This is a genomic window from Ilyomonas limi (assembly GCF_005233845.1).
Lineage (GTDB): Bacteria > Bacteroidota > Bacteroidia > Chitinophagales > Chitinophagaceae > Ilyomonas > Ilyomonas limi.
In genome coordinates this window covers 466,479-478,604 of record NZ_SZQL01000001.1, presented here as the reverse complement: position 1 = coordinate 478,604, position 12,126 = coordinate 466,479, and the positions used below count along the sequence as shown (strand labels likewise).

Sequence of the window (12,126 nt, the reverse complement as noted above, 5' to 3'; positions counted from 1 at the left end):
TTTAAATACATTAACTCCTTCACTGCTCATATACACAGCCAACAAAAGAACGAGGATAAATATGTTTTTTAATACCTATCTCAAATTTCTCTTTACCCCGCATCTTTCATCTTTGCGCCGCCCTGAGCTTCCTCATCGGCGTGCCGGCTGGGCCTGCCTTTTAGTATCCATTCAAAACCTACTGCAATAATGCCTCCAACAAAAGTGGCAATTACATATATCCAGGTGGTAGAAAAATCACCTCTTACAATATCTGGTCCCAGTGTTCTGGCAGCATTCATCGAAGCGCCGGTTAAGGCGCCTGCCCACAAGCCCGATAAAGCAATGTATCCACCAATAGCAATGGCGCCATTGTTTCCTACATTGCCCGGGCCAGACGCTGTGCCCAGTATTGTATTCACCAATCCGGTGGTCAGCAGCGTTTCCAAAACAAACAACTGCCAATAGCTATCCAGATGATGCGGAACGGTAGCACCCACGTCGCCCACCGGGCCAAACAAGCTCTTTAAAAAAGCAGCCGCCAGCACAGCCCCTGTTATTTGTGCAGCAATATAAAAAGGCACCCTTGCCCAGGGGAAATGCCGCCGGAGGGCAAAAGCAACCGTTACTGCCGGGTTGATGTGCGCACCACTTACTGCGCCCATAAAGTAGATGATCGTCATCACCATAATACCCGGCGCCACTACTTCCATACCTTTAGAAACTTCACCCGTGAGTTTGGAGGCAACCACCGCACCAGCGCCCGCCAATACCAACAAAAAAGTACCCCAACATTCTGCAAATAAAGCCCGCCATTTATTTTTAGATTTCAGAAAGTCGGCCTGCTCATTTTTGTACTCCTTTCCCATACCCTTTTTTTAGCAAACACCAACCCAATCTTGTATAAGCTTTTCCTGCACCAGGCAATTTTTACTGGTTTTTATAATTTATTTGCTGCCTGATTACTGCAAAATATTGCTGTTTGATGAAGTCTTTTACAGTAAATATAACTGTTTCGGGTGTTTGTAATTATAGCATTACCGGAGCATAAGTGTTCGAAACATGAATTTTATGTTTGAAAGTAGAATAATATCCTCGCTGCGGGTTTACGAAGCAGTCTATGCTTAGCTGTAAATCAAAGCTTAATGGCTCATCTTGATTTTTCTACAACTCACAGATTGCTTCACTCCGTTCGCAATGACAAGCTGAAAACTTATAATATCCCAGGTTTCGAACACTTATAGTACCGGAGTTTAACAGGCTTTATGTTTATCTACTCAACAGGATATTGCCCTATAAATAGTAAGCATTAAAACCCAACTGAAGTCAGCCGGATTTTAATGCAAATTTCTTTTGCTGCTAATCTTTATAATTGAGCTATTTAAAAGCAAACACACCTTGTAAATGTGTATGTGTAAACCCATTTACCCGATGAAAGCAGCAGGCTTTGATATTAAATTATAAACAGAAACATAGTATGCCATTTGTTTGAAAATGGTATAAACTGTTGTTGACAACTCCATCTAAAACAGTCTTAAAGCAAGTATTACTTTGATAGGATTTGTTTACCATTACCGGAATAAATCTTTTGGAGTGTAGTATCTGTTAAATACAATCCATACAGTGGCCAATGATAGCCAAAGCGGTCGTATTCATAAAAATGCTCATCAGCCGATTCTAAAATCCTGAATGTAGTTTGATACATATCTTTTGCATAGCCCATGTCGGTACCATATACAATGCGATTGTTGTACTTCTCTAAAAACTGGTGTACATAGCGGGGAATAGGCGCCAGCTCTCCATAGCGGGCAGCTATATCGGCATACAGGTTAGGATATTGATCGAGCAGTCTGCCTAACTGGCTTAAATCGGAACAGGTATTTGCCAGGTGGCAGGCAATAAATGTAGTATTGGGATTGTCTCTTACCGAGTGCTCCAGCGTGGCTATTAGTTCGTCATGATTCAGCATACCCTTTTTTGTCATATCTACATGCCAGGTAGCGGCATTCATCAACCCATCATTAGTGGAATCTGCGGGTAGATACATCCACGCATCCTCGCTAACGTGTATGCTGATGGGCATGTGCAACTCTCCGCATCGCTTCAGCAATGGTTTCATGCGCACATCATCAATATGCATACCCCAGCCGGGCGTAGGTAGGGAATAAAATTCACCTAAACCTTTATCGCCCAGTTCGCCTACGCCACGCGCTCCTTTTTTGTAGCATCTTTCCAGTTCCGCTACCGCCCGCTTACCCCAATCCGGCTTATCCATGCCCGTATAGTCAAAGCCGCACCAAACATCAAAACGGTCTTTATAGCGGGCATATTTATCCACCACCGAATCGAATGTGGCACCGGTTGCATAAGATAAAATAATTGATTTGGCAATACCTGCCTCATCCATTATATGCACCCATTCATCCACTGCTGCATCAGTTTTTGGGTAATCGTGCGAATGGAAATCAATCACCGGATACTTTGCTTTGTCCACCTTTGTTTGTGGCACTTTGTAAATAGAAAGGGGACGATAATCTTTGAGCTTCAGATTATCTACGCTTTGAGCAAAAGCCGTGAATCCCAGGCTCTGTACAGCAAGCAACAGGATGCCCCGTCTTAGTTGCGAAGTAATTTTGTATAAATTCATTATAATGAAAGTATTGTATAAAATATGCCTACTAATGTAAGTAAATGCATGATTATTTAAATGTATTTAAAATAGCCTATTAACATCCAAATGGCGAGATCCTCTCTGGCAGCGCATTATCGGGGTGTATTACATCCCCCTTTAAAATAGAAAAATAATTTAATTAATAACCTACTAACTCCCAGTTGCCGGGGTAGCAAACAGTTAAAAGGAAGCCAAAAACAGGAATTTTAAAAAATATTTTCATTAAATGTTTAAACGTTTAAACTTCCTTCCTATATTTGCAGTGTCAAACAAGAAGATATACCTCAGTATATATAAATTTTCATATGGCAAGCAATCGTTAGAGGCCGTCCCTATTCTTAGGGAGGGCTTTTTTCTTTTAGTGCATTAAGCCATTCCATACCAATATTTATCAGCAAAAACAAGCGCTGATATTTTATATCATTTTCAATTAAGTCATAGTATGCTTTCTGTTCACTGCTCGCGGCTTGCAGCTTATATCATTGCTGTGGCAAGCTATCTATCTTGCTATACATGGCTCTAAAGCAATCCCACGGCGTGCTGTCTCCGCCTTTATTGTCTTTTTTATTGCCGTAAAAACCATCTAAAAAAGACCGGGCATCGCTCCACACGGTTTGCATCATGCCGGCAAAGTGTGGTTGCATTTCTTTAGAAGATTGTTGCCTGAAGTTGACCATATCATCTGTTTGAATAATTGCCAGTGCGGGCTTGCGCCAGGGACACGTCACCACATCCAATCCTTTCATAGCAAAATACACCGGCGTTTTATCGGCGCGCTCATAATGCCAATCGCAAATCACCACATCTTTTGGTATCATATCAATGGCGCGGTACGTATTGTTGTAGCTGGCTTCCCATTCGCCCAGTCCGGTAGTTTTACCATCTATTAGCCTGTCGCCCCAAATCCACAGCCTGCGGTTTTTTTGTGCAAGATGGTCGCGGATCAATCTTACTTCATTAGCAAATAACTCCGCTTTATCTCTGCCACTACAACGCGGACATTTATCTTCACCCAGATAAAATACTTCATCCATGCCTGCATGAAAAGCGTTTGTTTTAAAAGCATCGCATAATTCATCCACCACCTCAAACACTACTTTGTGCACGTCAGGATGCAGCGGACAATAGCTTTTACAATACAACTTATCGGCATTGGGCCACTCGTATCTGGCAGGCATTTGTACCCACGGTGTTTCATCAAACTGCGGATATACAGTCAGCAGTTTATCGGTTTTATTTGCCCAGCTTTGATGTCCCAACAGGTTAATCTGCGGTATTAGCTGAATGCCATTCTCGTTACACACTTTTACCATCTTTTCTACATCGGCTTTACTCAGTGCAACACTATCCCGCAGCTCGGGGTGCGATTGATATTGGTAATTATAATCTACCCGCAGTATAAGCGTATTTACCTTTCGTGAAGCCAATTCTTCTTTTATAAACTTCACAAAAGCATCCACATCCTGCGGCTTCGGTGCGCCTATACAAAAACCACGGACAGGTAATAAACTATCCAGATTTTCTTGCGCATACAACAGCGGCAAACAAAAGAAGCAAGCAATAGCCAGTAGTATTCTCATAAGGTATGTTTTGGTAAATATAAAACACTACCGTTATGCATATTGCTGCAAATTGAATAAATGTTTGCTGATAATAAACCCACACATCAATACCTGCAAACCGCAATAACATTACCTGTTGTTTATAAAAAACTAACTATAGCACTCACATTAAATGATGTTGCTTATTTTACAATCCATTTCATCCAAAATAAAACACCATGCGCTGCCGTAATTTTTTTATTGTTATTATTTGCTTTTGTTGTATCAATGAAAGCTTTGCACAGGACAGTTTAAAGCTGTGGTACAACAAGCCCGCAACACAATGGACCGAAGCATTGCCTGTTGGTAATGGCAGACTGGGAGCAATGATATTTGGTAATGTAACAAATGAATTGATACAACTGAATGAAAGCTCTTTATGGAGTGGCGGCCCATACAACGACACGCCCAATGTACATGCAGCGCCCTATCTGCCGCAGGTACGTGAGGCATTACTGAAAGAAGAAAACTATGTAAAAGCAGCCGACCTGCTCCGGCATATACAAGGTGCCTATACACAATCGTATTTGCCAATGGCAGATTTGCACCTGCAACAATTTTATGCAGACAGCAACGTGGCAAGCAGTAATTATTTGCGCGAGTTAAACATCAGTGATGCAATTAGTACTACCACTTACAACATGAATGGTGTGCAATACACCAGAACGGTATTTGCCTCGGCACCGGCTGATGTGATGGTAATGAAACTGACTGCCAGCAAAAAAGGTGCATTGAACCTGTTGCTTCAACTTTCCAGCCAACTACATTATACTATTACAACGGATAATAACGACTATATTTTGCAGGGCAAAGCGCCCGCCAATGCCGATCCTAATTATGCCAGTGTACACAATCCGCCGGTAAGCTATACCGATACCAGTGACTGTGCGGGAATGCGTTTTCAGGTAAGATTGAAAGCCATCTGCAATGGTGGCACCTGCAATACAGATACGGCAGGCCTTCACATACAAAATGCTGATGAGGTCATATTACTCCTTTCGTCAGCTACGTCCTTCAACGGCTTTGATAAATGCCCCGATAAAGAAGGTAAAGACGAAAATAAACTGGCGAAAGATTACTTGCAAAAGGCAGCAGGCATTGCTTATGCAACATTATTAGAACAGCATGAAGATTATTATCATCAGTATTTCAACCGCGTTTCGTTGCAATTAAAAGATACAGTTGGAAAGAACCATCTGCTTCCGACAGATGAACGGCTGGAGGCATATTCAGCGGGTGCTAACGATCCCGGATTAGAACAGTTGTACTTTCAGTTTGGGCGTTATTTATTGATTGCAGCATCGCGCAAAGGCGGTATTGCTACCAACCTGCAGGGTATATGGAATAAAGAATTACGCGCGCCCTGGAGTTCCAACTATACCATCAATATTAACACCGAAATGAACTATTGGCCGGCTGAAGTAACCAACCTTTCGGAATTGCACGAGCCGGTGTATGCACTTACGCAACACCTTGCCGTAAAAGGAAAAAACGTTGCTAAAACATACTACAACCTGCCGGGTTTTGTAGCGCATCACAACACCGACATTTGGGCGCTGGCCAACCCGGTAGGGCATTATGGACAGGGCGACCCGGTATGGGCAAACTGGACGATGGGCGGCAACTGGATGTGCCGCGACTTGTGGGAGCGTTATTTGTTTACCAACGATAAGCAATTCTTAAAAGATACTGCTTACCCGCTAATGAAAGAAGCCGCACAGTTTAGCCTTGCATGGCTGGTTCCCTGGCACAATTACTTAGTAACTGCGCCGGCAATGAGCCCGGAAAATTTATTTTACGATAGTGCGGGTAATAAATGCTCAGTATCAATTGCCACCACGATGGATATGAGCATCATCCGCGATTTGTTTGCCAACTGTATTGCAGCAGCAAAAGTGCTGAATGTGGATGCCGCATTTGTAAATGAACTGGCAGTAAAGAAAGAAAAATTATACCCTTTTCAGATTGGTAAAAAAGGCAACCTGCAGGAGTGGTATAAAGATTTCGAGGATGTGGAGCCACACCACCGGCATGTGTCGCACTTGTATGCACTGCATCCCGCAACACAAATCTCGCCTTTAACCACGCCTGAGTTGGCAAATGCTGCAAAGCGCACCTTAGAATTAAGAGGCGATGAAGGCACCGGCTGGAGCCTTGCATGGAAGGTGAACTTCTGGGCAAGATTGCTGGATGGTAATCATGCTTATACCTTATTCAGGAATTTGCTGCGCCTGACGAGGGAGAATGCAACGAATTATGGTGCGCATGGCGGCGCTTACCCTAATTTATTTGATGCACACCCACCCTTCCAGATTGATGGCAACTTTGGTGGTATCGCAGGCATGACGGAGATGCTGTTGCAAAGTCATTTGGGCGAGCTGCACCTGCTGCCTGCACTGCCCGATGCCTGGCAGGAAGGAAGCGTAAGTGGATTGAGAGCACGAGGGAATTACACGGTAAACATCAACTGGAAAGCACATCGCCTCGCCAATGCGGTGATTGAGGCTGGCAATAGTGCAACTTGTATTGTAAGAGCATCTACACCATTTACTATACAAGGTATTAGTGCCAAGCCAACAAAGGATAATAAAGGTTATTATATTTTAAAGTTTAATACCATAGCTGGAAAAAAATATGATCTGCAAGGTTTATAAACTGAATATTTTTGTATAGTAGCAGTTTATGCGTCTTTCGGCATTGCATATAGCTGTTTAAGATAGCTTATTACATTATTAGCTTCTTCATTGTTATAAGGTAAGTTTAGATTACCTGCAATTTCATTTGCCAGCTCATTAAATAAAGCTGCCATTAAGAGCAAAGCATTCCATATATAATCTATGCTATTATTGGAATAAGTAGCAAGTATTTGATTATAAAGTCCGGGCGAAAGATAGCGTTGTGCATTTCGCCCGCATTTACCAAAAGATACGGTAAAGCCGGTTTTTATACCGATATGCCATTCTATTACTTGTAAGAACATGCTCCTGACCGGGCCTTCCAGCATTGCTGTAGCATATATTATTTCTTTGCGCCACAAGCCCTTTGCCACATAGGTACTCACCCACCAGAATTCATTACAACAGTCTTTAAATTCTTTTGCTGTTGGTGGCTTAATAAGGTAACTTTTTTCATTTGGCGCCAGAAGGTTTTTAATTACATCATCTTTATCCAACAATACTTTCAATAAGCTTTCCTGTAGTAAAATATTCAGTTTATCCAATGGAACCAGTGTTAAATCAATCCGGTTACCATCAGTAAAAAGCATTAAATAATGGAAGGCGTGACTGTCTCTTTCACCAATCGTCATCTCGTCGGGCAATTGCATGATGAGCTTTTCGCCAAACACATTTATCCAGTTATGGTCTTGTGTGAATGTGTTTATCTTAGTAACAATATAGATAACATCAAAGTCCTGCAGTTTGTCTTTAATTACATTGGGATTGACTCTCGAGCCGGTGAGTAAAACCGTCCTGATTCTTTCATCGTTTTCAGCAACGTTCAGAATAAGGGATAGTATGTCTTCTTCGCTTCTCATTAGGGGAAGATTGCTTTTAAATGTAATAATAAATACAATTTATTTAGCGCCCAACACACAAGTAACAGGCTTAATTATCTGCCGGCATTGAATAATTTTTATTATTTAACTCAGCTCATTTTACCATTTATCCGGTTTATTAACCAATAATAAAGAACACCACTTTTTGCAGCAACAGGCAGGCAACATATCTTTTGCACGCAGCATCCTATAATACAGAAACCCATTTTAAAAAACCCAAAAAACAACAAGACATGAAAAAGTTATTTATTATCGCAGCTTGCATAGCTACTACGCTCTGCTCATTTGCAAACCCTGCAACCGGCAAAAAAAAGATGCAACAGACAATGGCTCCTACTCTTAATGCCACTGTAGTTACAACCGGTACAAAAGTAATTGTTACAGCCATCAGCGAATTACCCGATGCTATAGACGTAACGATGCAGGATGAACAAGGAAATGAAGTGTATGAAGGCAAACTGGTGAAAGGTGAATACGCACAAAGCGCGGTATTTAATCTTGAACAATTAGGTGAAGGCACTTACAGTATTGTACTTCAAACCGGTAATGACAAGTTTGAAAAAAAAATAGCTATTAATACCACCAAGCAGTTAACGGTAGAGTAAAATGCGCATTCACTTTAGCATTACACGGCCCATCAATGTTGCCGAGTAATGCTATTGTATTTAATATAATTGATGCTGTTTGATTAACACAATAATTATATATTAATTAAGCTTTTACTCATGCACCGCTGCACTCATGATGCTTAAGGCAATACTATCGGTAGTACGCGGCAGGCGATAGCGCAATTTAAAATTCCTGCTCGTATTAGGTTTTATAATTGCATCCAGCACATCTTCGTGCTCTTCAACCATTTTATTAAGCTTATCATAGCAAAGCATTTTTAACCGCACATCCTTGTAGCTGCTAACAGTAGCAGTGTTGGTGATAGTACCACTCACCACCGTTTGCCCAATCCAGTTTTTATGGTACTCACTTTTTACATGCAAAAAAGCCAGTGGGTTTGTTTTTTCTTTATCAGCAAGACTTTGCTTTTGTGATTCATAAGCTTTAGTGTCAATAGTTGATGGATCGCTTTTGCAGGATGCAATAAAACAAATGATACTTGCAAAAAAAATCAATTTATACATAACAGGTTGTTGTTTTGAATTGAAAAATTATTCAAAGCAAACAATGTATAAACGAAGAAGAATGCAAAAAATTACTAAAAGTTTATACTTCAATTCTTTTATGGTACGTTTTAAGAAGCTATAAGCATTTATTGTGAATAAAATGAAGCGATGGCGAGTTTATAATACTTTAAAAGCAGTTATTTATTTCAATATTGCAGGCTACTTTTTTTAAACGACCTTTTACTCATTAACAATCACGCTACGCCTCCAATCCTATCCACACCGCACCGCCAATGCTGCTGCGCAAAGCGCCGGTAACAGATGCAAGCACTGTGTTTTCTTCGCGCCAGCGAAGTACGCCCAGCAGTGCCATGATTAAAGCTTCTTTATAATTAATTACTTCAGCCGGGGGCAACACTACTTCTATATTATATTTCTCAACGGCAGCTTGTATTCTTTCTACTAAAAAAGTATTAAAACCACCGCCACCGGTAATCAACAGTTGCAATGTTGTAGTTGATGGCATTTGCCCAATATGCCATATACTGTTGCTCACCTGCATAGCAATATGCTCGGTATAAGTACGTAAAGCATCGCTGGCAGATAAAGAAAAAGATTGAACGAGCGGATACATTTTTGCATAGCCAAAACCGTTATCTAACGATTTGGGAGGTTGCAAAGTATAATACGGCTGCGCATTTAATTGCTGTAATAAAGCTTCGTTTACAGTGCCGGTGGCAGCAAGGTTGCCGCCTGTATCATACTCCATTCCTGTAGCGGCGGCGAGTTTGTTTAAGATAGCGTTGGCCGGACAAATATCAAAAGCAATATACCGATCGTTTTCGCGGTAAGACAAATTAGCAATGCCGCCAATATTCAGCAATAAATTATACTCTTCAAAAAGGAGCTTTTCGCCCATCGGCACAATGGGTGCACCTTGCCCGCCCAGCGCCACATCCATTGTACGCAAATCGCCGATGACATTGATGCCCGTAGTGGCAGCAACTGTTGCGCCATCGCCCAACTGTGCGGTAAAGCCTTTATCCGGCGCATGAAAAACGGTGTGCCCGTGCGAGCCTATCAATTGCACCTGGTGATGCAGGTTGTATTTATCTATAAATGCATTTACTGCCTCTCCCAAATGCTTTCCATACGCTGCATGGAGCTGCAGATAATCGTAAGCTGTAAGTTGTGTAGCGCTGGCTAAAGCCTTCTTCCAATGTGCATTGTATGGCATTGTTTCGGCAGCTTGTATTTCGTAGCTCCACTTGCCACGCTGCTCCGATAATTCAGCAAAAACAATATCCAAACCATCCAGAGAAGAACCACTCATTAAGCCGATTGCTTTGTAAACCATATTGTTTTTATTTATAAGAAATACTGCTATTTTTCTCACCGCGGGCAACAGAAGTTTACGCAGCGTTCCGCAGCATATTTTAAATTATTGTTTGATAAGTTTAAGATGAAATAAAAGAAAAAACACCTGTATTCATCCGTGTAATCCCTGAGCAATAATTCGCCGCGGTGAAAATACCCAAAGAGAAATATATTGTACCGCAATTTTTTGTTTGCCTTACTTTGCCCCATGAAATCGGCCTTATTCAAACTGCACATCGCTATTTTTTTGTGGGGGTTTACGGGTGTGCTGGGTAGCCTTATTTCTTTGAACGAAGGCTTGCTGGTGTGGTGGCGTTTGCTTATTACTATTACTACTTTATGGCTGCTAAGTTTTCGAAACAAAGAAATCAGAAAATTAAGTGGCAAGGATTTTATAAAAATAGCTTCAATAGGTTGCCTTGTTGGTTTGCACTGGCTTTGTTTTTATGGCAGCATCAAATATTCCAATGTGTCTATTGCACTTACTTGCCTGGCTACTACGGCCTTGCTTTCTGCATTTATAGAACCTATATTTTTCAAAAGACGTATCAGCTTGTTTGAGATAAGTTTAGGCTTGCTGGCACTCATGGGTATTGCGCTCATTTATTTCTCCAATCTGGATTTTTCCACCGGCATTTACATAGGACTGCTGGCTGCACTGTTTATAGTGTTTGCATCGGTGCTGAACAAAAAATATGTAACCGGCTATCGCCCGCAAACGGTTACATTGTATCAGATAACCGGTGCATTTATTTGCATCTCTGCATTAATGCCGTTATATAACCATTTGTTTCCGGCACGCTCTCTTTTTCCTACTAAAGAAGATTGGCTTTGGCTGCTGATATTAAGCTGGCTTTGCACTGTAGTAACATACGATTTATATATCAGCGCATTGAAAAAAGTAAGTGCTTTTACTGTAAATCTTACTACCACGCTCGAGCCGGTATATGGCATCCTGCTCGCCTTTGCAATCAACCACGAAAACAAATATTTCAACTATAGCTTTTACATAGGTTTTTTACTTATCATAACAGCAGTTGTTATACAAATGCTACGCAGTATGCGCAAGAAAGGAAATGATATAGTAATAGAGGATGCTGCTGTTGCGTAAACCAAAAGGCTTCTTCTTTGCAGAAGAAGCCACTCACATATCAATAATCTGGGTAGGACTGTATTAACTTAGCCTGCTGTCGCGTAATGCTTTTACCATGTTGTGCGATTGTTGCAATTCCTGTTTTTGCCGTTGTACTACCTGCATCAGATCGGTAGGCATACCACTGGTGTCTTCCAGTGCCTCCCTGTACGTTTTAAGAATCGTATCTTCACCGGTTTCGGCAGCTGCCAATACCGAATGACGATCTTTGCCGGTAAATGCCGATTTTATATCAATCCAGGTGCGGTGCACTTTACTGGCTGCTGACGTTTCATCAGTTGGAATGTGCACATCGCTGCCACCAAATCTTTCCAGTTCGTTTTTAAAATTAAGGCTTTGCTCGCCCATACGTCTGAACATGTCTTTCAGGTCGGAATCCTGAACGTCTTCTATTGCTTTTTGACAACCATTATAGCGGTCAACATTGATCTGTACCAGATCCTTCAGTACAGATGAGATTTCTGTAGTCGTTGCCATAAAAATTTTATTAATTAGGTTAATAATGCTTTAGTGTAAAGCAAAACCGTGCCATTGCTCTATAAACCTGTTTTAGAATACCGTCTCTGTTAATTGCATCGTTCAGTTGCAGATGCAATTAACAGAATGTTTAAAAAGCGGATTAGCTTATGAGCAAATAATTCTACAAATCAATTCCTTATGTGCAATTGGGATTA

The 12,126-nt window shown here is 41.3% G+C and carries 10 protein-coding genes; 3 read left to right on the top strand and 7 right to left on the bottom strand.

The features are described from left to right. Positions 1 to 92: 92 nt before the first annotated feature. The 3 genes from FC093_RS01945 to FC093_RS01935 form a co-directional block, all read right to left on the bottom strand. Complete coding sequence (locus tag FC093_RS01945) at positions 93 to 848, bottom strand: MIP/aquaporin family protein (RefSeq protein WP_137260045.1); 756 nt, start codon at positions 846 to 848, stop codon at positions 93 to 95. 677 nt (positions 849 to 1,525) lie between these two features. Beyond that, the gene (locus FC093_RS01940; RefSeq protein ID WP_137260044.1) at positions 1,526 to 2,626 is read right to left on the bottom strand and encodes an amidohydrolase family protein; all 1,101 of its coding nucleotides are present in this window, start codon (positions 2,624 to 2,626) and stop codon (positions 1,526 to 1,528) included. Positions 2,627 to 3,129: 503 nt separating this feature from the next. Next, positions 3,130 to 4,230: a family 20 glycosylhydrolase gene (locus FC093_RS01935; protein ID WP_137260043.1), complete on the bottom strand. Its 1,101-nt coding sequence runs from the start codon at positions 4,228 to 4,230 to the stop codon at positions 3,130 to 3,132. A gap of 200 nt (positions 4,231 to 4,430) precedes the next feature. Between FC093_RS01935 and FC093_RS01930 the strand changes: the two genes are divergently transcribed. After that, positions 4,431 to 6,905, top strand: coding sequence for a glycoside hydrolase family 95 protein (locus tag FC093_RS01930; protein WP_137260042.1), 2,475 nt, complete (start codon positions 4,431 to 4,433; stop codon positions 6,903 to 6,905). Between the two features lie 26 nt (positions 6,906 to 6,931). Here the strand turns inward: FC093_RS01930 and FC093_RS01925 are convergent, their stop codons facing one another. Then, positions 6,932 to 7,786, bottom strand: a complete 855-nt coding sequence (locus FC093_RS01925) for an aminoglycoside 6-adenylyltransferase (protein ID WP_137260041.1) — start codon at positions 7,784 to 7,786, stop codon at positions 6,932 to 6,934. Positions 7,787 to 8,040: 254 nt separating this feature from the next. On the opposite strand from FC093_RS01925, the gene FC093_RS01920 reads away from it, so the two are divergent. Next, positions 8,041 to 8,412 carry a hypothetical protein gene (locus tag FC093_RS01920; protein ID WP_137260040.1) on the top strand — a complete coding sequence of 124 codons (372 nt, stop codon included), beginning with the start codon at positions 8,041 to 8,043 and terminating at the stop codon, positions 8,410 to 8,412. A gap of 114 nt (positions 8,413 to 8,526) precedes the next feature. Here FC093_RS01920 and FC093_RS01915 read toward each other — a convergent pair whose 3' ends face one another. Together FC093_RS01915 and FC093_RS01910 are read right to left on the bottom strand one after the other, a co-directional pair. After that, on the bottom strand, positions 8,527 to 8,940 hold the full coding sequence (locus FC093_RS01915; RefSeq protein ID WP_137260039.1) for a hypothetical protein: 414 nt from the start codon (positions 8,938 to 8,940) through the stop codon (positions 8,527 to 8,529). Between the two features lie 241 nt (positions 8,941 to 9,181). Beyond that, positions 9,182 to 10,279, bottom strand: a complete 1,098-nt coding sequence (locus tag FC093_RS01910; RefSeq protein WP_137260038.1) for an anhydro-N-acetylmuramic acid kinase — start codon at positions 10,277 to 10,279, stop codon at positions 9,182 to 9,184. Positions 10,280 to 10,507: 228 nt separating this feature from the next. On the opposite strand from FC093_RS01910, the gene FC093_RS01905 reads away from it, so the two are divergent. Beyond that, complete coding sequence (locus tag FC093_RS01905) at positions 10,508 to 11,410, top strand: DMT family transporter (protein ID WP_137260037.1); 903 nt, start codon at positions 10,508 to 10,510, stop codon at positions 11,408 to 11,410. A 63-nt stretch (positions 11,411 to 11,473) separates the two neighbouring features. On the opposite strand, the gene FC093_RS01900 is transcribed toward FC093_RS01905, so the two are convergent. After that, positions 11,474 to 11,929, bottom strand: a complete 456-nt coding sequence (locus FC093_RS01900; RefSeq protein ID WP_137260036.1) for a ferritin-like domain-containing protein — start codon at positions 11,927 to 11,929, stop codon at positions 11,474 to 11,476. Between the last annotated feature and the right edge of the window lie 197 nt (positions 11,930 to 12,126).

Excerpts from the sequence above, each read along its gene's own strand:
- FC093_RS01935 (WP_137260043.1), bottom strand. The coding sequence starts at position 4,230 with ATGAGAATACTACTGGCTATTGCTTGCTTCTTTTGTTTGCCGCTGTTG.
- FC093_RS01925 (WP_137260041.1), bottom strand. The coding sequence starts at position 7,786 with ATGAGAAGCGAAGAAGACATACTATCCCTTATTCTGAACGTTGCTGAA.
- FC093_RS01940 (WP_137260044.1), bottom strand. The coding sequence starts at position 2,626 with ATGAATTTATACAAAATTACTTCGCAACTAAGACGGGGCATCCTGTTG.
- FC093_RS01945 (WP_137260045.1), bottom strand. The coding sequence starts at position 848 with ATGGGAAAGGAGTACAAAAATGAGCAGGCCGACTTTCTGAAATCTAAA.
- FC093_RS01920 (WP_137260040.1), top strand. The coding sequence starts at position 8,041 with ATGAAAAAGTTATTTATTATCGCAGCTTGCATAGCTACTACGCTCTGC.
- FC093_RS01900 (WP_137260036.1), bottom strand. The coding sequence starts at position 11,929 with ATGGCAACGACTACAGAAATCTCATCTGTACTGAAGGATCTGGTACAG.
- FC093_RS01905 (WP_137260037.1), top strand. The coding sequence starts at position 10,508 with ATGAAATCGGCCTTATTCAAACTGCACATCGCTATTTTTTTGTGGGGG.
- FC093_RS01930 (WP_137260042.1), top strand. The coding sequence starts at position 4,431 with ATGCGCTGCCGTAATTTTTTTATTGTTATTATTTGCTTTTGTTGTATC.
- FC093_RS01910 (WP_137260038.1), bottom strand. The coding sequence starts at position 10,279 with ATGGTTTACAAAGCAATCGGCTTAATGAGTGGTTCTTCTCTGGATGGT.
- FC093_RS01915 (WP_137260039.1), bottom strand. The coding sequence starts at position 8,940 with ATGTATAAATTGATTTTTTTTGCAAGTATCATTTGTTTTATTGCATCC.